The 19,663-nt window shown below is 73.4% G+C and carries 18 protein-coding genes and 4 tRNA genes; 2 read left to right on the top strand and 20 right to left on the bottom strand.

Annotation, left to right across the window (positions count from 1 at the left end; translation table 11 throughout):
* The first annotated feature begins 32 nt into the window (after window positions 1-32).
* Window positions 33-1,028 (top strand): hypothetical protein, encoded by a 996-nt coding sequence (locus tag OM98_RS14855; RefSeq protein WP_010534367.1) that lies wholly within the window; start codon window positions 33-35, stop codon window positions 1,026-1,028.
* Here OM98_RS14855 and OM98_RS09405 read toward each other — a convergent pair.
* The 12 genes from OM98_RS09405 to thrS form a co-directional block, all read right to left on the bottom strand.
* On the bottom strand, window positions 968-3,397 hold the full coding sequence (locus OM98_RS09405) for a RelA/SpoT family protein (RefSeq protein ID WP_010534366.1): 2,430 nt from the start codon (window positions 3,395-3,397) through the stop codon (window positions 968-970). The two genes, OM98_RS14855 and OM98_RS09405, sit on opposite strands and share 61 nt — an antisense overlap.
* Before the next feature lie 147 nt (window positions 3,398-3,544).
* Window positions 3,545-4,099: an adenine phosphoribosyltransferase gene (locus OM98_RS09400; RefSeq protein ID WP_010534365.1), complete on the bottom strand. Its 555-nt coding sequence runs from the start codon at window positions 4,097-4,099 to the stop codon at window positions 3,545-3,547.
* Between the two features lie 10 nt (window positions 4,100-4,109).
* Window positions 4,110-5,294 (bottom strand): protein translocase subunit SecF, encoded by a 1,185-nt coding sequence (gene secF / locus OM98_RS09395; protein WP_010534364.1) that lies wholly within the window; start codon window positions 5,292-5,294, stop codon window positions 4,110-4,112.
* Window positions 5,291-7,147: a protein translocase subunit SecD gene (gene secD / locus OM98_RS09390; protein ID WP_010534363.1), complete on the bottom strand. Its 1,857-nt coding sequence runs from the start codon at window positions 7,145-7,147 to the stop codon at window positions 5,291-5,293. Before secD ends, secF begins: the two co-directional genes overlap by 4 nt.
* 40 nt (window positions 7,148-7,187) lie before the next feature.
* Window positions 7,188-7,589, bottom strand: a complete 402-nt coding sequence (yajC, locus tag OM98_RS09385; RefSeq protein WP_010534362.1) for a preprotein translocase subunit YajC — start codon at window positions 7,587-7,589, stop codon at window positions 7,188-7,190.
* A gap of 265 nt (window positions 7,590-7,854) precedes the next feature.
* On the bottom strand, window positions 7,855-8,952 hold the full coding sequence (ruvB, locus tag OM98_RS09380; RefSeq protein ID WP_010534361.1) for a Holliday junction branch migration DNA helicase RuvB: 1,098 nt from the start codon (window positions 8,950-8,952) through the stop codon (window positions 7,855-7,857).
* Window positions 8,949-9,560 (bottom strand): Holliday junction branch migration protein RuvA, encoded by a 612-nt coding sequence (gene ruvA / locus OM98_RS09375; protein ID WP_010534360.1) that lies wholly within the window; start codon window positions 9,558-9,560, stop codon window positions 8,949-8,951. The genes ruvB and ruvA overlap by 4 nt, the downstream gene beginning before the upstream one ends.
* 26 nt (window positions 9,561-9,586) lie before the next feature.
* Complete coding sequence (ruvC, locus tag OM98_RS09370; protein WP_010534359.1) at window positions 9,587-10,177, bottom strand: crossover junction endodeoxyribonuclease RuvC; 591 nt, start codon at window positions 10,175-10,177, stop codon at window positions 9,587-9,589.
* 13 nt (window positions 10,178-10,190) lie between these two features.
* Window positions 10,191-10,949 (bottom strand): YebC/PmpR family DNA-binding transcriptional regulator, encoded by a 759-nt coding sequence (locus OM98_RS09365; protein WP_010534358.1) that lies wholly within the window; start codon window positions 10,947-10,949, stop codon window positions 10,191-10,193.
* A gap of 42 nt (window positions 10,950-10,991) precedes the next feature.
* Entirely contained in the window at window positions 10,992-12,320 is a 1,329-nt protein-coding gene (locus OM98_RS09360) for a PrsW family intramembrane metalloprotease (RefSeq protein ID WP_010534357.1), read from the bottom strand.
* A gap of 58 nt (window positions 12,321-12,378) precedes the next feature.
* Complete coding sequence (locus tag OM98_RS09355; protein ID WP_010534356.1) at window positions 12,379-13,014, bottom strand: HIT family protein; 636 nt, start codon at window positions 13,012-13,014, stop codon at window positions 12,379-12,381.
* Window positions 13,011-15,020, bottom strand: a complete 2,010-nt coding sequence (gene thrS / locus OM98_RS09350) for a threonine--tRNA ligase (protein ID WP_010534355.1) — start codon at window positions 15,018-15,020, stop codon at window positions 13,011-13,013. Before thrS ends, OM98_RS09355 begins: the two co-directional genes overlap by 4 nt.
* A 328-nt stretch (window positions 15,021-15,348) precedes the next feature.
* Between thrS and OM98_RS15885 the strand changes: the two genes are divergently transcribed.
* Window positions 15,349-15,807 carry a hypothetical protein gene (locus tag OM98_RS15885; protein WP_175285971.1) on the top strand — a complete coding sequence of 153 codons (459 nt, stop codon included), beginning with the start codon at window positions 15,349-15,351 and terminating at the stop codon, window positions 15,805-15,807.
* Window positions 15,808-15,997: 190 nt separating this feature from the next.
* Here OM98_RS15885 and OM98_RS09340 read toward each other — a convergent pair whose 3' ends face one another.
* The 8 genes from OM98_RS09340 to OM98_RS09305 all read right to left on the bottom strand — a co-directional run bounded on the left by OM98_RS09340 (window position 15,998) and on the right by OM98_RS09305 (window position 19,652).
* On the bottom strand, window positions 15,998-16,960 hold the full coding sequence (locus OM98_RS09340; protein WP_245528757.1) for a sensor histidine kinase: 963 nt from the start codon (window positions 16,958-16,960) through the stop codon (window positions 15,998-16,000).
* Window positions 16,957-17,688, bottom strand: a complete 732-nt coding sequence (locus tag OM98_RS09335) for a response regulator transcription factor (RefSeq protein ID WP_010534352.1) — start codon at window positions 17,686-17,688, stop codon at window positions 16,957-16,959. Before OM98_RS09335 ends, OM98_RS09340 begins: the two co-directional genes overlap by 4 nt.
* Window positions 17,685-18,194: an OmpA family protein gene (locus tag OM98_RS09330; RefSeq protein ID WP_010534351.1), complete on the bottom strand. Its 510-nt coding sequence runs from the start codon at window positions 18,192-18,194 to the stop codon at window positions 17,685-17,687. The genes OM98_RS09335 and OM98_RS09330 overlap by 4 nt, the downstream gene beginning before the upstream one ends.
* Complete coding sequence (locus OM98_RS15880) at window positions 18,191-18,856, bottom strand: hypothetical protein (RefSeq protein ID WP_175285970.1); 666 nt, start codon at window positions 18,854-18,856, stop codon at window positions 18,191-18,193. Before OM98_RS15880 ends, OM98_RS09330 begins: the two co-directional genes overlap by 4 nt.
* A gap of 384 nt (window positions 18,857-19,240) precedes the next feature.
* Window positions 19,241-19,312 (bottom strand) — tRNA-Val (locus OM98_RS09320).
* A 23-nt stretch (window positions 19,313-19,335) separates the two neighbouring features.
* Window positions 19,336-19,409 (bottom strand) — tRNA-Cys (locus OM98_RS09315).
* Between the two features lie 64 nt (window positions 19,410-19,473).
* Window positions 19,474-19,546, bottom strand: a tRNA-Gly gene (locus OM98_RS09310).
* A 34-nt stretch (window positions 19,547-19,580) separates the two neighbouring features.
* A tRNA-Val gene (locus OM98_RS09305) sits at window positions 19,581-19,652 on the bottom strand.
* Window positions 19,653-19,663 lie beyond the last annotated feature (11 nt).

The following is a 19,663-nucleotide window of genomic DNA, read 5'->3' as shown; positions in this document are numbered from 1 at the left end:
TCGTCCCGGCCGCGAACCGGGAGGCTCGGGGCATGGACTCCCTCGACCCCGGCACCCCGCCCCCGCGACTGCCCGCCGCGGCGCGCGCGGAGTTCGGCCCGAGCCCCGTCGGCGACCGGGACGCGGAGACGTCGGAGACCCGGGTGGGGGCCGGCGCCGCGACCGACGGACGCCGTCGGGAGCCGCGCGTCGCCTGCGCCGCCTGGTCGCGGCACGCGGCCGAGCTCGCGCAGCCCGTGGCGGCCGCCGTCTACCCGGCCGCGGAGAGTCCCTCCACCGCGGTGCTCGTGGCCGAGGGACTGCTGGTGCGGCTGCTGCCGGGCATCTACCTGCCCCCGGACCTGCTGGACAGCGCCGTCGGGCGCGCGCTGGCGATCGGCTGCGCGCTCGGCGAGCACCTGCGACGGGACCATGTGCTGGCGGGGGCCTCCGCGGCCTGGGTGGTGCTGGGCGGCCCTCCGCCGGCCGGCGTCGAGCTGTTCTCCACCGCCCACCGGGCGACGATCCCGGGGGTGACGGTGCGCTCCTCGCGGCTGGGCGCCGAGGAGGTGGAGACCCGCGGCGGGGTGCCGATGACGGTCCCGGCCCGCACCGGCGCGGACCTGCTGCGCTCGGACCCCGACCGCGACCGGCTGGCGCTGGTCGCGGAGCTGGTGTGCAGCGGCCACACGGACCTGCGCGGGATCGCGGAGCGGCTGGGGCGGCTGCCCCGGCATCCGCGCGCCCCCGGGGCACGGCGCTGTCTGCGGACGCTCCGCGCGGAGCTGGAGCGGGAACAGGGACGGGCGCGGGAACAGGCGCGGGAGGTCGGGCCCACCGTCGAGCAGCGGTGCCGGGAGGCCCCGCCGCGGATCGAGGAGGAAGAGCCGCCGTCGCCGGACGGCCGTCCCGCGCCCCGACGGATCATCCCGCCGCCGCGGGACGGGCTCCCCGGAGCGACCGGGGCGATCGGGTCCGTCGCCGGGGATCAGACCACGGTCAGCGGCTCCGAGGCGCCCACGGCCTTGCCGTCGGCGGTCACCCGGTAGACGTCGTAGACGCCCTCCACCTTGCGCACCTGGGAGAGCACGGCGGCCAGATGCGTCGGATCCGCCAGCTCGAAGGAGAAGTAGGTCGCGGCGAGCCGGTCGGCGTTGGACTGCGCCGAGGCCGAATGCAGGTTCACCTGCTGATCGGAGATGACCAGCGCGAGGTCGGTGAGCAGCCGCGGCCGGTCCAGGGCCTCCACCTTGATGTGCACCAGGTAGGCGGTGCTGTGGCGGCCCGACCAGGAGACCGGCACCATCCGGTCCGGCTGCTGCTCGGTGAGCTGCACGGCGTTGGAGCAGTCCCGGTGGTGCACCGAGATGCCGTTGCCGCGGGTCACGAAGCCGACGATGGGATCGCCCGGCACCGGGCCGCAGCACTTGGCGAGCTTCACCCACAGATCGGTCTGGCCGTCGACCACGACCCCTTGATCGGTCTGCGCGGTGCGGCGCTCGGAGCGGTCCTTCGGCGCCGGGGGGCGCACCCAGGTGGGGACGGTGGACTCGGCCACGTCCTCCTCGGCGCCGTCGCTGCCGCCGAAGGTGGCGCGCAGCTTCTCCACCACGTTCTGGGCGCCGGTGTGGCCCTCCCCGATCGAGGTGTACAGGGCGTCGATGGAGCCGAGGTTGAGGTCCCCCGCCACGGCGTTCAGGGTCTCGTGGGTGAGCAGGCGCCGCATCGGGATGTCCTGGCGGCGCAGCGCCTTGGCCAGCTCCTCGCGGCCGCGCTCGAGGGCCTCCTCGCGGCGCTCCTTGGTGAACCACTGGCGGATCTTCGAGCGGGCCCGCGGGGACTTCACGAAGCCCAACCAGTCACGGCTGGGCCCGGCCTCCTGCGATTTCGAGGTGAAGACCTCGACCACGTCGCCCGTGTCCAGCGTCGACTCGAGGGAGACCAGGCGGCCGTTGACGCGGGCGCCGATCGTGCGGTGGCCCACTTCGGTATGCACGGCGTAGGCGAAGTCCACCGGGGTGGAACCCTGCGGCAGGGCGAGCACGTCCCCCTTCGGCGTGAAGACGTACACCTCCTGCGTGTTGATCTCGAAGCGCAGCGAGTCCAGGAACTCCCCGGAGTCGGTGGTGTCCTTCTGCCAGTCCATCAGCTGGCGCAGCCAGGCGCCCTCGCTGGCGATCGGCTGGGCGGCCGCTCCCCCGGGAGCGCCGCCGGCCATCGCCTTGTACTTCCAGTGGGCGGCGACACCGTACTCGGCGCGGCGGTGCATCTCCCAGGTGCGGATCTGGATCTCCACCGGCTTGCCGGTGGGGCCGATCACCGTGGTGTGCAGCGACTGGTAGAGGTTGAACTTGGGCAGGGCGATGTAGTCCTTGAAGCGCCCGGGCACCGGGGACCAGCGCGCGTGCAGGGTGCCCAGCACGGCGTAACAGTCGCGCACGGTGTCCACCAGCACCCGCACCCCGACCAGGTCGTAGATGTCGGCGAAGTCGCGGCCGCGGACGATCATCTTCTGATAGATCGAGTAGTAGTGCTTGGGGCGCCCGGTGACCTCGGCCTTGATGCGGGCCTGCTTGAGGTCCTCCAGGATCTGGCCGGAGACGCTGCGCAGGTACTGCTCGCGGGCGGGGGCGTGCTGGGCGACCAGCGCCACGATCTCCTCGTACACCTTGGGGTAGAGCACCTGGAAGGAGCGGTCCTCCAGCTCCCACTTGATGGTGTTCAGGCCCAGGCGGTGCGCGAGCGGCGCGTAGATCTCCAGCGTCTCCTTGGCCTTGCGCTCCGCGGAGGCGGCCGGGACGTACTTCCAGGTCCGGGCGTTGTGGAGGCGGTCGGCGAGCTTGATAAGCAGCACCCGCACGTCGCGGCTCATCGCCACGATCATCTTGCGCACGGTCTCGGCCTGGGCGGCCTCGCCATAGGTGACCTTGTCCAGCTTGGTGACGCCGTCGACCATCACGGCGATGACCTCGCCGAAGTCGGCGCGGAGCTGATCGAGGGAGTAGTCGGTGTCCTCGACGGTGTCGTGCAGCAGCGCCGCGGCGACCACCTCGGCCGGGGAGCCCAGCTCGGCGAGGATCGTCGCCACCGAGACCGGATGGGTGATGTACGGGTCGCCGCTCTTGCGCTGCTGACCGCGGTGGGCGCGCTCGGCCACCGTGTAGGCGCGCTGGACCAGGCCCAGGTCCTCCTTGGGGCTGACCGAGCCCATGGTCTCCAGCAGGGGCGCCAGCAGAGGGTCGACGGCGGTGCTGCCGCCGCGGGAGCCGAAGAAGGCCAGGCGGGAGCGGGGGCGCCGGATCGCGCCGGTGCTGGTCGCCGGGGAGGGCGGGGAGGTGGGGGTCTCCGCGCGGGCACCGGGCGCCGGGGCGGCCTGGGTCCGGGCCGCGGAGTCCTCGGACTCGGGTCGATCCGTCATCGCACGCCTCCTGCCTCTGTGATCGGACAGTCTACGCGCGCGGGAGAAAGGTCCCGTCCCCAGCCACGGAGCCGTGACGAAGCGGTAACCCTCCCGGGGCGGGGACGGCGATGCCCGCGGGCACGGCGACGGGCCGGCGGGCGGGGCTCAGTTCGGGAAGGACCAGACCGCGGAGACGGGCACGTCGGCGGGGATGGCCTCGCGGCCGCCGAGACCCTCGAGCTCGATGAGGAAGGAGGCGCCGAGCAGCTCGACGTCGAAGCGGCGCACCAGCTCGATGGTGGCGGCGGCGGTCCCGCCGGTGGCCAGCAGGTCGTCGATCACCACGGTGCGGGCACCGGCGGGCAGGCAGTCCTCGGGGATCTGCACCTCGGCGCTGCCGTACTCCAGGTCGTAGCGCAGGCTGGCCGGATTGCCGGGCAGCTTGCCGGCCTTGCGGACGGGGATGAAGCCGGCGCCGAGCTCGTAGGCCAGCGGCGCGCCGAGCACGAAGCCGCGGGCCTCGGTGCCGACGACGTACTCGATGCCCTCGGGCAGCAGGGTGCGCCAGTGGGCGATGATCTCGCGCAGCGCGCCGGCGTCACGCAGCAGCGGGGTGATGTCGCGGAACAGGATCCCGGGCTGCGGGAAGTCGGGGTACTCCCCGATGTGGCTGCTGCGCAGCTCCTGGACGCGGTCGAGGGAGGGGCTGGGGGTGCTCATCTGGGGTTCCTCACCGGGAGCTGGAGCGCCCGCGCCGCGTGCTGCGGCGGGGCTGACGACGGGCCGGGGCGGCCGCGGCGGCGCGGGAGCGAGCGGTGTCGCCGGAGGCCGAGCCGGTGGAGGGGGTGCCGGCCGCAGTGGCCTCCGAGGAGGAGGCGCCCTCCGGATCGTCCCCGGTCTCCTCGGCCTCGGTGCCGCGCCGCGGGGCAGCGGCCCGGCGGCCCGCGGGGGCCTCCGCCGGATGCGCGGCCTTGCCGCGGCGCCGGCCGCCGATGCGGTGCAGGTCCACCAGCAGGCCGGGGGCCAGGAAGATCGAGGAGTAGGTGCCGGCGAGGATGCCGACGAACAGCGCCAGGGAAATGTCCTTCAGGGTGCCGGCGCCCAGCAGGAAGGCGCCGATCACGAGGATCGAGCCGACCGGCAGCAGGGCCACCACGGAGGTGTTGATGGAGCGCACCAGGGTCTGGTTCGCGGCGAGCTCCACCCGGCCCGCGTAGGCGGGGCCGCGGGTGTCGGACATGCCGGCGGTGTTCTCGCGGACCTTGTCGAAGACGACGATGGTGTCGTATAGCGAGTAGCCGAGGATGGTGAGGAAGCCGATCACGGTGCCCGGGGTGATCTCGAAGCCGACCACGCCGTACACGGCGGCGGTGATCAGCATGTCGTGGAACAGGGCGATCATCGCGGCGCCGGAGACCCGCAGGTCTCGGAAGTACAGCGCCATCGCGGCGGCCACCAGCACCAGGAACACCAGGATGCCGCGGAGCATCTTCTGGGTGATGTCGGCGCCCCAGACCGGGCCGATGTACGAGGTGGAGACCGCCTCGGCCTCGACCCCGTACCCCTCGGCGAGCTCCTGGGCGATGGTGGCGGTCTGCGTGGAGTCCAGCTGGGTGGTCTGCACCCGCAGGGTGTCCCCACCGATCACGGTGATCTTGGGCTCGGTGTCCGGCAACTCCTCGCGCACGATGTCGCGGGCGGCGGTCTGGTCGGTCGAGGAGACCCCGGCGACCTGGAACTCGGAGCCGCCGGTGAACTCGATGCCGAGGTTCGGGCCGCGCAGCAGCGCCAGGGCGCCGAGCACGAGCACGACGGCGACGCTGATCAGGTACCAGGTGCGGCGGCGACGGACGATCGGCACCGAGCGGGTGCCGTCGTGCAGGGCGTTGCCGGCCCGGGAGAGCGTGGCGGTCATCGCTCCTCCTCACGATCGTCGGGACGGTCGGCGGGCGCCGTGGATCCGTCCTCCGCGGCGGCGGCCTCCTCGCGGGCGAGGCGGGCCTTGCGCTCGGCGAGGGTCTCGCGGGCGGCCTCGCCGTCGCGGCCGCGCTCGGCGGCCGAGCGGACCCGGCCGCGGCCGGCGTAGGCGGGGACGTCCCGGCCCAGCAGCGCCGGGTCCAGGCCGCTCATGGGGTGGCCCTTGCCGAAGAAGCGGGTGGTGACCAGGGCTCGCAGCACCGGGTGGGTGAACAGGAACACCACCAGCAGGTCGAGCACGGTGGTCACGCCGAGCACGAAGGCGAAGCCGCGCACGCCGCCGGTGGACAGCAGGTACAGCACGACGGCCGCGATGAGGTTGACCGCGTCGGAGGCGAGGATGGTGCGCTTGGCGCGGTTCCAGCCGTGGTCCACGGCCGCCGCGATGCCGCGTCCCTCGCGGATCTCGTCCCGCACGCGCTCGAAGTAGACGATGAAGGAGTCGGCGGTGAAGGCGATCGCGACGATCAGGCCCGCGACGCCCGCCAGCGAGAGCCGGTAGCCGATGTCGGGGATGTTCGAGAGCACGGTCAGCACGGAGTAGGTGAGCAGGCCCATCACCAGCAGGCTGGAGGTGGTGACGACGGCCAGCACCCGGTACTGGGCGAAGGCGTACAGCACCACCAGGGCCAGGCCGATCAGCCCGGCGATCAGGCCCATCTCGAGCTGGTCCTCGCCGAGGGTGGCGGAGATCTGCTGCTCGGAGGCGACCTCGAACTCGAGCGGCAGGGCGCCGAAGCGGAGCTGGTCGGCGAGCTGGCTGGCCTGCTCCTCGGTGAACTCGCCGGAGATCTGGGCCTCGCCGTTCGGGGAGGGCTCCTGCACCTGCGGGGCGGAGATCACCTGGCCGTCCAGCACGATGCCGAAGGCGGCGGTGGAGCCCTCGCCGTCGTACAGGGCGCTGGTCATGTCGGCGAAGGCCTGGGCCCCCTCGTCGCCGAAGCTCATGTTCACCACGTAGTAGCCGGTGGCCTGCCCACTGGAGGGATTGGTCTCCGCGCCGGCGGTGGCGTTCTCGATGCTGGAGCCGGCCACCACCTCGGGGCCGAGCAGGAACTTCTGGGTGCCGTCGGGGTCGCAGGCGACCACGGGCTCGTCGGCCGGGGCGTCGGCCACGGCCTCCTGCTGCGCGGCGGGGTCGGTGCAGTCCACCGTCATCAGCTCGGTCTGCAGCTCGGTGGTGAGCCAGTCCAGGGACCAGGCCGGGTAGGCGAGCTCGCCGCCGTCGGTGGAGGTGGCGGGGGCCATCGAGGTGTCCTCGCTGACCAGGCCCTGGAACTGCAGGGCGGAGGGGTCCGCGGGGGCCTCGGACTCCTCGGTGGCCTCCTCGAGGGCCTCCTCGCCGCCGGCGTCGGAGGCGCCGCCCGCATCGGAGGCTCCCCCGGCGTCGGAGGCGCCGGAGTCGACGCCCTCGGGGGCGACCGCGCCGAGCACGGGACGGAAGCTCATGGAGGCGGTCTGGCGCAGCGCCTCGGAGGTCTCCTGGTCCAGGGTGCCGGGGATGTCCACGACGATGTTGGTGCCGCCCTGGATGGAGATCTCGGTCTCCGAGACGCCCAGGGCGTTCACCCGCTGGCTGATGATCTGGCGGGCCTGCTCCATCGACTCGCGGTCGATGGTGGAGCCGTCGGTGGTCTGGGCCTGCAGGATCACCTGCGTGCCGCCCTCGAGGTCCAGGGCGAGCTGCGGGGTGGGCGACCAGCCGCCCTTCCAGACGCCGGCCCCGATCCCCCCGCCGAGCAGGAGGATCAGGACGGCGAGGACCATCAGCGGGATGCGGCGTGCGGACATGGAGGTGCGTTCCTGTCGGGGGAAGCGGGGAGGCGGGCGCTCAGCGCTCGCGGCGCGCGTCGGCGTCCTCGTCGCGGGCGGTGACGCCGGGGACCTCGTCCGAGGCGTCGGCGGGAGTGGCGGTGCTGTCGACGGTCTCACCGGGGGCGGCCGGGGTGCCGTCCTCGGCCAGCTCCTCCTCCGGGGTGGGGTCCACGCTCATGGCGATGGCCTGGCGGGCCCACTTGGACTGGGTGCCGTCCTCGGACTCGAGCACGACCAGGTCGTCGTACTCCTCGACGATCAGGCCGTAGAAGCCGGAGTGGGTGCGGACCTCGTCGCCCACGCCGAGCTGGCTGATGCGCTCCTGCTGCTCGCGCTGCGCCTTGCGCTGGCGGTTGGACATGAACAGCATCGGCAGCAGCAGGACGGCGAAGATGAGCAGCAGGGGCAGGAGTTCCACAGGGTTCCTCTCGGTGGACGGGCCGGCCCCGGCTCCTCGGCCGGGGCGGCACCACGGGCAGGCCCGGGCCGATACGGCCGCACGGGAGCCTGCCGCGGACGGCTGACCGGACCACTCTACCCGCCGTGCCCGCGCGCGCCCCGGCAGGGCGTCCAGGAGGGGACGACCCTCACCCGGGCTGCACGGAACCCCGGGTCACGACGTCAACCGCGGACCGGCGAGCGGGCTCCGGCGCGGCGTCGCGGGGCCTGCGGAGGGGCAGTGCTCAGAAGCGTCCCAGCATCGGGGACTGCTCGGGGCCGGTCTCGGGGACGGGCAGGCCCAGGTGGGCCCAGGCGGCGGGGGCGGCGGCCCGGCCGCGGGGGGTGCGCAGCAGGAAGCCCTCGCGCACCAGGTAGGGCTCGACCATGGTCTCCACGGTCTCGGTCTCCTCCCCCACCGCGACGGCGAGGGTGGACAGCCCCACCGGTCCCCCGGCGAAGCGGGTACACAGGGCGGAGAGCACGGCCCGGTCCAGCCGGTCCAGCCCGCGGGCGTCGACCTCGTAGACCTCGAGGGCGGCGCGGGCGGCGGGCAGGTCCAGCGCGCCGCTGCCGCGCACCTGGGCCCAGTCCCGCACCCGCCGCAGCAGCCGGTTGGCGATGCGGGGGGTGCCGCGGGAGCGGGAGGCGATCTCGGCGGCCGCCTCCCCGGCGATGTCGACGCCGAGCTGCCCGGCGGAGCGGCGCACCACCCGGTCCAGCTCCTCGGGGCGGTAGTAGTCCAGGTGGCCGACGAAGCCGAAGCGGTCGCGCAGCGGCGCCGGCAGCAGCCCGGCGCGGGTGGTCGCGCCGACCACGGTGAAGGGCGGCAGCTCCAGCGGGATCGAGGTGGCGCCGACGCCCTTGCCGACCACCACGTCGACCCGGAAGTCCTCCATCGCGATGTAGAGCATCTCCTCGACGGGGCGGGCGAGGCGGTGGATCTCGTCGATGAACATGACCTCGCCCTCCTCGAGGGAGGAGAGGATCGCGGCGAGGTCCCCGGCGTGCTGCACGGCCGGGCCGGAGGTGATGCGCAGGGGCGTGCCGAGTTCGGCGGCGATGATCATCGCCAGGGTGGTCTTGCCGAGGCCCGGGGGGCCGGAGAGCAGCATGTGCTCGGGCGGGCGGCCGCGGCCGCGGGCGGCGTCCAGCACCAGGGAGAGCTGCTCGCGCACCACGGCCTGGCCGACGAAGTCCTCCAGCCGCTTGGGGCGCAGCGCGGCCTCGGCGGCGCGCTCCAGGGCGCCGGACTCGGCGCTGGTCAGGGAGCGGTCCTCCGCCTCGGCGGTGGCGTCGACGCCGTCCGCGTCCGGGAAACCCTCGTGCTCGCCGAGCCTCATCGGGCACCGCCCAGGCGGCGCAGCGAGCCGCGCAGCAGCTCCCCGGCCTCGGGGGCACCGCCGAGCTCGGCAGCGGTCTCCTCGACGGCGGTCGCGGAGGCCTTCTCGGGCCAGCCGAGGCCGACGAGGGCCTCGACGACCTGCGCGGTGGCGGCGTCGACGGGGGCGGCAGGGGCGGCCTGCCCGGCGGCCGGGGCGGCATCGGCGGGCGGGGCGAGCTTCCCGCCGAGCTCCAGCATCATCCGGCCGGCGACCTTCGGGCCGATGCCGGGGACCTTGGTGATGGCCTTGGTGTCCTGCGCGGCGACCGCGCGGGCGAGGTCCTCCGGGGAGAGCACGGCCAGCACCGACAGCGCGAGCCGCGGCCCGATGCCGCTGACGGACTGCACCACCCGGAAGGCCTCCGCCTCGGCGGGCGCGGGGAAGCCGAACAGGGTCATCGAGTCCTCCCGCACCACCAGCTCGGTGTGCAGGGTCAGCTCGGCGCCGTGGCGGGTGTGGGCCAGCGCGGCGGGGGTGGTGCGGACGAGGTAGCCGACGCCGCGCACGTCGAGCACGAGGGAGTCGAGCCCGAGGGAGGAGACGGTTCCGGTGAGGGTGGCGATCACGCGGACACCCTAGAACATCTGTTCGATCAGAAGCGGGAGGTGGAGGATTCCCGCGCGCGCCGCGCGGAGCGCTCCGCCTCGGCCCAGACGGCCTGCGCGCTGGTGCGGGCCCCGCCGGTGGCGTCGGTGCGGACGGGGCCGGGGCCGCGCCAGAGCTGGGTGAGGGCGATCGCGACGGCGTCGGCGGCGTCGGCGGGCTGCGGCGGGGCGTCCAGCCGCAGGATCCGCACCAGGGTGGTCTGGATCTGCTTCTTGTCGGCGCGGCCGCTGCCGGTGACGGCGGCCTTCACCTCGGAGGGGGTGTGCATGGCGATGCGGATGCCGCGCTGGGCGGCCAGCAGGATCGCGATGCCGGAGACCTGGGCGGTGCCCATCACCGTGGAGATGTTGTTCTGGCTGAACACGCGCTCCACGGCGACCACGTCGGGGGCGTGGCGCTCGATGGTCTCCTCGAGGCCGCGGGAGATCGACAGCAGCCGCTGGTCGATGCCGTCATCGGGGGCGGAGCGGATCACCCCGGCGTCCACCAGGGTGGCGCCGCGGCCGCGGCCGGCATCGAGCACGCCGATGCCGCAGCGGGTGAGGCCGGGGTCCACGCCCAGCACCCGGAGGCTCATCGCGCCGGGCCCCTCACTCCTCGTCGTCGAGCTGCGCGGCGACGTCGGCGGGGATGTCGAGGTTGGAGTAGACGTTCTGCACGTCGTCGCTGTCCTCGAGGGCGTCGATCAGGCGCAGCACCTTGCGGGCGCCGTCGAGGTCGACCTCGGTGCGGATGTTCGGCACGAACTGCGCCTCGGCGCTGTCGTAGTCGATCCCGGCCTCCTGCAGGGCGGTGCGCACGGCGACCACGTCGGCGGCCTCCGAGATGATCTCGAAGGTGTCGCCCTCCTCGGAGATCTCCTCGGCGCCGGCGTCGAGCACCACCTCGAGCAGCTCGTCCTCGGTGTTGCCCTCGGCGGGCAGGGTCACCACGCCCTTGCGGTTGAACATGTAGGACACCGAGCCGGAGTCGGCCATGTTGCCGCCGGAGCGGGTGAAGGCCAGGCGCACCTCGGAGACGGCGCGGTTCTTGTTGTCGGTGAGGCACTCGACCAGCAGCGCGACGCCGCCGGGGGCGTAGCCCTCGTACATCAGGGTCTGGTAGTCGACGCCGCCGCCGTCCAGGCCGCCGCCGCGCTTGACGGCGCGGTCGATGTTGTCGTTGGGCACCGAGGACTTCTTCGCCTTCTGGATGGCGTCGAAGAGGGTGGGGTTGCCGGCCGGGTCGGGACCGCCCACGCGCGCGGCCACCTCGATGTTCTTGATCAGCTTGGCGAACAGCTTGCCGCGCTTGGCATCGATGGCGGCCTTCTTGTGCTTCGTGGTCGCCCACTTGGAATGCCCGGACATGGGTCTCCTCCCGGCTCGGTCAGGTCGCGGATTGCCGCCCCATCATACGGGCTGGACGCTCGGTGCCGGGACCTCGACCGGGGGCGCGGCGCGCACCACGGGCACGGTGAGGGCGCCGATCAGGCGGCGGTCCGCGGTGATCCGCTCCAGCAGCTCCGGCTCCCGGCGCCGGGTGCGCTCGGTGGGTCGGCCGTACAGGGCGCTGTGGCGCTCCATGCCCAGCGCGATCGCGGAGCGGATCAGGTCGCGCATCCCCATCCGGGCCACCGCGCCGTGGCGGGCGGCCCAGCGCTCCGCGCGGCGGCGGCGACGCATCGAGACCAGCATCTCGACCTCCGCCGGGGAGAACCAGCCGGCGCGGCCGTAGTCGGAGAGCTGGCGGCGCAGGATCCGCGTCTCCCGCAGCCGCAGGGTCAGCACGATCCCCACCAGCAGCAGGAAGATCGGCACCTGCACGGTGGCGTAGTAGCGCAGGAAGGCCGCCATCGGGGCCTCCGGGTCGGCCGGCAGGAAGAAGGAGGAGCCGTTCCACAGGGCGTGCAGGCCCATACCCAGACCGAGCCCGCCGAGGCCCAGCCCGAAGGAGAGCATCAGCGAGCGCCGCTCGGCGGCGATGCCGAGGCCCAGGCCGACCAGCGCCGTGAAGGAGACGTGCGCGAAGGGCGAGAGCAGGCCGCGCAGCAGGAAGGTCTGCCAGAACACGGCGACCTCCCCGGCCGCCTGGTACTCGTGGAAGGACCGCGCGAAGTAGAGGATGTTCTCGGTGAAGGCGAAGCCGCCGGCGATCAGCGCCGCGTAGACCACCCCGTCGATCGGCCCGGCGAGGAAGCGCCGCCCCCAGATCAGCAGGCCCACCAGGCCCAGCGCCTTCATCGACTCCTCGACCACGGGCGCCTGGATGGTGACGTTGAGGAAGTTCATCACCAGCTCGCCCGGGTCCTCCGCCGGGGCGATCCAGGCCACGAACAGTCCGCCCAGCAGGAAGGTCAGCGCCACCGAGCCGGCCGCGCCCCAGACGAAGGCGTAGACCAGGGTGATGCGCGGCTGCGGGGTGTAGCGGTCCAGCCACCAGATCGCGGTGAACACGATCGCGACGGGCACCAGCGCCGCCGTGAACGCCACCAGCGAGGTGCCCATGCCCATCGGGCGGAACACGAAGATCACCAGCAGCACCGCGGCCAGCGCGAGGGAGGCCAGCGACAGGATCCAGAACAGCCGCTGCACCCAGCGGCGGCGCGGCCGGGCCCGCGGCGGGGTGGGCGCACCCACGGAGCCGGGGGCGCGCGGGTCGGTGCGCGGCACGTCGTAGCCGTACCCCGTCGGGGCCGGGATGGCCCGCGGCCCGCCGGGTCCCGCTGCCGGGTTCGTCATGGGGCGCTCCTCCCGCGTCCGCGCGCCGCCCCTCCCCCGGGCGCGGCGCCGCTGCCGGTCATGCTAGTGCGTCGGTCGTCCCGGTCCCTTGCGCCTCCGCGGGCCAGGCCGCGGCGTACTGCGCGCGGGTGTCGGCGAGCAGCAGCGGCAGGGCCTTGGTGCGGCCGACGATGGGCAGGAAGTTCGCATCGCCCATCCAGCGCGGTACCACGTGTTGGTGCAGGTGGTGGGAGATCCCGGCGCCGGCCACCTCGCCCTGGTTCATGCCCAGGTTGAAGCCGGCGGGGTTCGAGACGGCCCGCACCACCCGCATCGCGGTGCGGGTCAGCTCCGCCACCTCGGCCACCTCGGCGCCCGTCAGCTCGGTGTAGTCCGCGACGTGGCGGTAGGGGCAGACCATCAGGTGGCCCGTGTTGTACGGGTACAGGTTCAGGATCACGTAGGCGACCTCGCCGCGGTGGACGATGAGGGCGTCCTCGTCGTCGCGGCGCGGGCCGGCGCAGAAGGGGCACTGCTCCCCGTCGTCCGGGTCGGTGGGCTTGTTCTGCCCGCCGATGTACGCCATCCGGTGCGGCGTCCACAGGCGCTGCATCCCGTCGGGCTCGCCCGGGAAGGCCGCGGGGTCCACCCGCTCGGGCGGAGCGCTCTCCGCCCCGGACCCCGCGGCCTGCCCGGTGCCGGGCTGCTCGCTCACACCTGCGCCTTCTCGCGGATCGCGGTGACGATGCGCTCGACGGCCTCGTCCACGGGGATGCCGTTGTCCTGGCTGCCATCGCGCATCCGGAAGGAGACCGCGCCCTTGTCCTGGTCCTCGCCGCCGGCGATGAGCAGGTAGGGAACCTTCTCCTTGGTGTGGGTGCGGATCTTCTTCTGCATCCGGTCGTCGGAGGCGTCGACCTCGACCCGCACGCCGTGGGCGCGGAGCTTCGCGGCGACCTCCTCCAGGTAGGGGGTGTACTCCCCCGCCACCGGGATGCCGACCACCTGCACCGGGGACAGCCACACCGGGAACGCCCCGGCGTAGTGCTCCAGCAGCACGCCGAAGAAGCGCTCGATGGAGCCGAACAGGGCGCGGTGGATCATCACCGGGCGCTGCCGGGAGCCGTCGGGGGCGGTGTACTCCAGCTCGAACAGCTCCGGCTCGAAGAAGTCGAGCTGGATGGTGGACAGCTGCCAGGTGCGGCCGATGGCGTCCTTGGCCTGCACGGAGATCTTCGGGCCGTAGAAGGCGGCGCCGCCCGGGTCGGGCACCAGCTCCAGCCCGGAGGCGCTGGCGACCTCCTCCAGGGTGCGGGTGGCCTCCTCCCAGGTGGAGTCGTCGCCCACGGACTTCTCGGGGTCGCGGGTGGACAGCTCCAGGTAGAAGTCGTCCAGGCCGTAGTCACGCAGCAGGTCCAGGACGAAGCCGAGCAGGCTGGAGAGCTCCTCCTTCATCTGCTCGCGGGTGGTGTAGATGTGGGCGTCGTCCTGGGTGAAGCCGCGGGCGCGGGTCAGGCCGTGGACCACGCCGGATTTCTCGTAGCGGTAGACGCTGCCGAACTCGAACAGCCGCAGCGGCAGCTCGCGGTAGGAGCGGCCGCGGGAGCGATAGACGAGGTTGTGCATCGGGCAGTTCATGGGCTTGAGGTAGTAGTCCTGGCCCTGCTTGGTGACGTTGCCCTCGGCGTCGACCTCCTCGTCTATGTGCATGGGCGGGTACATGCCCTCCGCGTACCACTCCAGGTGGCGGGAGGTCTCGAAGAGGTTCTTCTTGGTGATGTGCGGAGTGGAGACGAAGGAGTAGCCGCTGTCGACATGGCGCCGCCGCGAGTAGTCCTCCATCTCCATCCGGATCATCGCGCCCTTGGGGTGGAACACGGGCAGCCCGGAGCCGATCTCCTCGGGGAAGGAGAACAGGTCCAGCTCGCTGCCCAGGCGTCGGTGGTCGCGGCGCTCGGCCTCGGCGACGCGCTCCTGGTGCGCGCGCAGCTCCTCCTTGGAGGGCCAGGCGGTGCCGTAGACGCGCTGCAGCATCGGGTTCTTCTCGCTGCCGCGCCAGTAGGCGGCGGCCGAGCGGGTCAGCGCCACGCCGGTGCCGATGAGCTTGGTGGAGGGCAGGTGGGGGCCGCGGCAGAGGTCGGTCCAGACCACCTCGCCGCGCCGGTCGACGTTGTCGTACATGGTCAGGCCCCCGGCGCCCACCTCGACGCTCGCGCCCTCGGCGGCGTCGTCGGCGGTGGACTTCAGACCGATCAGCTCGAGCTTGTAGGGCTCGCCGGCCTCCTCGGCGCGGGCCTCGTCGTCGCTGACCTCACGGCGCACGAAACGCTGGCCCTGCTTGATGATGCGGCCCATCTCCTTCTCGAGCGCCTTGAGGGACTCGGGGGTGAAGGGCTCGGCGACGTCGAAGTCGTAGTAGAAGCCGTCGGTGATCGGGGGGCCGATGCCGAGCTTCGCCTCGGGGTTCGTTTTCTGCACGGCCTGGGCGAGCACGTGGGCGGCGCTGTGGCGGAGGATGGCCAGGCCGTCCTCGCTGGAGATGTCCACGCCCTCGACCTGCTGGCCGGTGGTGAGGGTGGTGTCCAGGTCGCGCAGCTCGCCGTCGACCCGGAGGGCGACGATGGTGGGCTGTCCCTCGAACAGCTGGGTGCCGGTGGTCCCGGCGGCGGCCACCTGAGGGGATCCGTCGAGGGTGATGTCGATCTGCGCGGGGTCTGCCACGGGGTGTGCTCCTTGGTGTGCGGTGCGAGCCGGCCGACGATGCCGGCTCCGCCCCCGATCGTATCGGCCACGGGGCGGGCGTCCGGCATCCTGACCGGGGCCCTGGGGCCCGGACCATGGCCCTCGATAGGCTGGAGGCCTCGCGCGGCCCCGCTCGCCGCCCGCGCGGGGACCCGTCCCGGACGCTCGACCGAGGCGGGGACCGATCCGACGGAGGTGTCGCATGTGCGGAGAAAGGCAGCCGTCCCCCGCGCGGCAGTCATCCCACGCACGGGCCGTCACCCACCGGCGCGGGCTCCTGCCCGCGGGACCCGTGCTGGTCGCGGCGGTGCTTCTCGCCTCCTGCCTCCCCGAGCCCGCCTCCGCACCGACCACGGCGGCCGCCGAGGTGATCGGAGCCACCCGTCTGGAGACCGTCATCGGCGGGAGCACGGAGCAGACCACGGACGGCGTCCCCCTCACCCTGCTCAGCCTCGAGGAGTTCGAGGACTGGGCGGAGACCGCGCTCGATGCCGAGCAGACGGAGGCGGCCGCCGCGGACCTCTCGACGGTCGATCTCGAGCAGTCGGTCCTCGCGGTCGAGGTGTTCGATGCCTGCGATCGAGCCGTCCGCTTCGTCGCCGGAGAGCCCGGGGAGGTCATCGTCGATCACTACGACCCCACGCCGGAGAGCTCGCACCTCTGCGAGGCGCCGGAGATCACCCTCGTGGTCGCCGAGGTGGGGATCGACGAGGTGGGAGCGGAGTCCCCGTCGGACGTCCGGATCCGACGCGGCGAGGTCTCGTGACGGCTGGGGGACGGGATCGGACCACCGAAGCGTGACCCGGCCCCGCACTCCCCTGTCCAGGTGGTGGAGCTGAGCGGCAGGTGAGTCGCATAGTGCGCCCCACGTGCTTCCTGATTCCAGCAGATGGACAGGCCCGCGACGTCCTCCGGCCGCGTGGCGCCTCGGATGGGCGGGACCCGCGGTGTCCGGCTCACCGACGGCGCTGCCGACGCTCGCCGTCCTCCCGCGGCCCCGCGACCGGCAGCCGCAGGATCACGGTCGAGCCCTCGCCGGGCCAGGACTCCAGGTGCGCGGCGCCGCCATGGCGCTGCAGGATCGCCCGGACCATGGGCAGGCCGAGGCCCGAACCGGGCACGTCCCGAGCGTCGGGGGCGCGTCCGAGCTCCTCCCACACCAGGTCGTGGTGCTCCGGGGCGATGCCGCGGCCGGTGTCGGCGATCTCAAGGACCACCGCGTCGCCGTCCTGACGGGCGCGGACCTCGATCGCGTCGCCGGGCGCGCTGTACTTGAGGGCGTTGCCGAGCACGTTGGTCACGGCCAGGAACAGCAGGTCCTCGTCCGCCCGCACGGCGGGCAGCGGCCGCGGGGCGCGGGGCACCGAGAGGGAGAGGCGTCTCTCGCCGGCGCCGGGGGCGTCCTCCAGCCCGGCCAGGGCCTCCTCGAGCAGGGCGGGGACGTCCACCGCGGTCAGCTCCAGGGCGGTGTGCTCGACCTCCCCGATCCGGCGCAGGTCGGCCAGCAGCCCGGTGAGGCGGCGGGCCTGGGCGTCGATGCTGGCGCGCTGGTGCTCGGAGGGTTCGTCGGCGACGGCCGCCCGGATCCCCTGGACGGGGTTCTTCAGCTCGTGGTCGAGCCGGCGCAGCAGACGGCGGTGGCGCTCCTCCTGCGCCTCCAGCTCCCGCTGGTGCCCGCGCGCGGCGGCCCGCCGCAGCGGGATCGCGCCCAGCAGCACGACGACGGCCAGTGCGGTCAGGACGGCACCCGCCGCGGCCGGCAGCCACGGCAGGGCCAGGGTGGCGATCAGCTCACGGCCGGTGGCCAGCAGCCGCCACAGCAGCGAGATCGCGAGCCCCGCGAGGAGCGGGGCGGCAGCCAGCAGGGAGAGTCGGAGCACGTGCGGCCCGCGCCGTGCCGGGCCCGCGGTCCCGCTCACGCCCGCACCACCGGGGCGCGGAAGCGGTACCCGGCGCCGGGCACGGTCTCCAGGTAGCGGGGATCGGCGGCGTCGTCCTCGAGCACCCGCCGGATCTCCGCCACCCGATGATCGACGGCCCGCGTGGTGACCACGGCTTCGAAGCCCCAGACGGTCTGCAGCAGACGCTCGCGGGGGAAGGCCTCCTGCGGGTGGGACATCAGGAACTCCAGCAGGGCGAAGGCGCGTGGGGTCAGAGAGCGCTCGCGGCCGGCGAGGTGGACCCGTCGCGCGGGACGGTCCAGGCTCAGCTGCCCGGCGCGCAGGCCCGCTGCCGCACTCAGCGGGACGGTCCCGTCCCCGCTGCGGCGCAGCACCGCACGGGCCCGGGCCAGCAGCTCCACGGGGTCGAAGGGCTTGGTGAGGTAGTCGTCGGCCCCCTCGTCCAGCGCCGCGGCCCGCTCGAAGGTCTCCCCCACCTCGGTCAGCAGGATCACCGGCAGCCAGCGGTCGTCGGCCCGGATCCGCCGCAGGGCCTCACGTCCGTCCATCCGGGGCATCAGCACGTCGAGGACCACCAGTTCGGGGCGGGAGCGGGCGATGCTCTCCAGCGCCTGCACCCCGTCCTCGGCGACCTCCACGTCCAGGCCGCTGCGTGCCATCACCGCGGGCAGGTGGGCGGTGATGGTGGCATCGTCGTCGACCAGCAGCACCCGCGGACGGTGCTCGGGAGCCGGCGCCGCGCTCATCCCCCGTCCCCGTCGTAGCGGATCTCCACCCGGCGGTTCTGGGCCCGGGCCGCGGCCTCGTCGCCGTCGGCCACGGGACGGCTCTCCCCGTACCCCGCGACCTCGAGGTCGAGGTCCGGCCGGGCCTCGGTGATCACGGCGGCCACGGCGTCGGCGCGGGACTCGGACAGGGCCTGGTTGCCCCCCTGGCCGGAGAAGGGCACGTCATCGGTGTGACCGGACACGGAGACCTCCGCGCCCTCCGGCACCTCCTGGACGAGGTCCTCGATGCGGGTGGCGGCGGCCTCGCTGAGCTCCGCCGAGCCGGTGTCGAAGAGGACATCCGAGCTCAGGGTGATCGTGGTGCCCTCCTCGCCCTCCTCCACCTCGGCCAGCGGTGTGATGTTCGTGGCCAGGGGCACGATGTTGGTCGACAGCGGGATCACGTCCTCCTCGGCGAGCGCCGTGGGGGCAGCGAGCAGCAGCAGCCCCAGGGCGCCGAGCGCTGACGGGATGCGGCGCCTCATCGGATCGGGACCTCGGTGACCAGCGGCGCCCCGCCCACCATCATCACGTCCATGGTCTCGACGTCCTCGGCAGGGGCGGCGAAGGAGGCGTAGGCGTAGAAGGCCTGACCCGGCCGGAACTTCGCGCCCTGGTAATCGGTCATGGCCAGCTCCGGGTAGTCGCCCAGCACGCCGTGGCGGTTGAGGTTCGCGGAGTCGATCAGGTACGGCTCCCAGGCCTGGTTCCCGAGGTAGTGGTAGATCCAGCGGTCCTCGGTGCTGTCGCTGTGCACGAGGAAGCTGTAGGTGGCCACGACGGTCTCCCCCTGCCGCTCCAGGCCGTACAGGGAGACGGTCATCGTGGCCTCGTCGTCGCCCTCGACCACGGCCTGGATCTCGGCCGTGGCGACCGGCTCGCCGAGGTCGGTGAGGTCCACGCCCGCGGCCGCGGCCCCCTCGTCGACGACGGCTTCCTCGTCGCCCTCGGAGTCGCTACCGCCCCCGTCCGAGGCGGCCTCTCCGTCCTCCGGGGCGGCCGCGCTCGTCGACTCCTCCTGCGACGCGCCGCCGCTGCCGCCGTCCAGCCCGAGGCTGCACCCGCTCAGCGCCAGCCCCGCCACCACCAATCCGCCCAGGGCACGTGCTCGGATCCCCCGGACCCGGTGTCGCGTCGTCGTCTGCATGTCCGTCCCCTCCGTCACCCGGCGACCCGCTGCCGCCGTCCTGGTCACGACCGTACCGGCGTGCAGGTCGGTGGATGTCGCGGTCAGGTCGCGATCAGGTCGCGGTCCCGCGGCGGCCGGTCGCGATCCTGCGACACGACACCGACCGGCGAGCCCACGCCGTGCCGGAACGCTCGGCCCCGGCCTCGCGCCGGCCGTGAGAGGCCCTGTCCATCCGATGCACCCAGATGACATGTCGCCTGCCACGTGCACGCCGCCTGCGATCTGAGTGCATCCGATGGACAGCGACCGGTGAGGCGAGGGCGCGGCGGCGGGTGGCGGGGCGGCGCGGGACCCGGGCATGCGGAACGGCCCCGGTCGGGGGACCGGGGCCGTTCGTGGGGGTGGGCGATACTGGGTTCGAACCAGTGACCTCTTCCGTGTCAGGGAAGCGCGCTACCGCTGCGCCAATCGCCCGGGCCGCCGCCCGGGGGCGACGGTGGAGGTGGGTACGGGATTCGAACCCGTGTACACGGCTTTGCAGGCCGTTGCCTCGCCTCTCGGCCAACCCACCAGGATGCTGGTGCATCTGACGACACGGCGCCCCCGATCCACGATCGGGAGCGCCGCCTCATCGGAGCGGACGACGGGACTCGAACCCGCGACCCTCACCTTGGCAAGGTGATGCTCTACCAACTGAGCCACGTCCGCGTACCGCAGGGGATGCCGGGGCATCCGGTCTGCGTGGGCGATACTGGGTTCGAACCAGTGACCTCTTCCGTGTGAAGGAAGCGCGCTACCACTGCGCCAATCGCCCGGAGGTCATCC

It is taken from the genome of Brachybacterium squillarum M-6-3, from assembly GCF_000225825.1.
GTDB classification, from domain to species: domain Bacteria; phylum Actinomycetota; class Actinomycetes; order Actinomycetales; family Dermabacteraceae; genus Brachybacterium; species Brachybacterium squillarum.
This window is presented reverse-complemented; position numbering and strand designations above follow the sequence as displayed.

Coding starts and splice junctions, on each gene's coding strand:
- OM98_RS14855 (WP_010534367.1), top strand. CDS start 33: ATGGACTCCCTCGACCCCGGCACCCCGCCCCCGCGACTGCCCGCCGCG.
- OM98_RS09405 (WP_010534366.1), bottom strand. CDS start 3,397: ATGACGGATCGACCCGAGTCCGAGGACTCCGCGGCCCGGACCCAGGCC.
- OM98_RS09400 (WP_010534365.1), bottom strand. CDS start 4,099: ATGAGCACCCCCAGCCCCTCCCTCGACCGCGTCCAGGAGCTGCGCAGC.
- secF (WP_010534364.1), bottom strand. CDS start 5,294: ATGACCGCCACGCTCTCCCGGGCCGGCAACGCCCTGCACGACGGCACC.
- secD (WP_010534363.1), bottom strand. CDS start 7,147: ATGTCCGCACGCCGCATCCCGCTGATGGTCCTCGCCGTCCTGATCCTC.
- ruvB (WP_010534361.1), bottom strand. CDS start 8,952: ATGAGGCTCGGCGAGCACGAGGGTTTCCCGGACGCGGACGGCGTCGAC.
- ruvC (WP_010534359.1), bottom strand. CDS start 10,177: ATGAGCCTCCGGGTGCTGGGCGTGGACCCCGGCCTCACCCGCTGCGGC.
- OM98_RS09365 (WP_010534358.1), bottom strand. CDS start 10,949: ATGTCCGGGCATTCCAAGTGGGCGACCACGAAGCACAAGAAGGCCGCC.
- OM98_RS09360 (WP_010534357.1), bottom strand. CDS start 12,320: ATGACGAACCCGGCAGCGGGACCCGGCGGGCCGCGGGCCATCCCGGCC.
- OM98_RS09335 (WP_010534352.1), bottom strand. CDS start 17,688: ATGAGCGCGGCGCCGGCTCCCGAGCACCGTCCGCGGGTGCTGCTGGTC.
- OM98_RS09330 (WP_010534351.1), bottom strand. CDS start 18,194: ATGAGGCGCCGCATCCCGTCAGCGCTCGGCGCCCTGGGGCTGCTGCTG.
- OM98_RS15880 (WP_175285970.1), bottom strand. CDS start 18,856: ATGCAGACGACGACGCGACACCGGGTCCGGGGGATCCGAGCACGTGCC.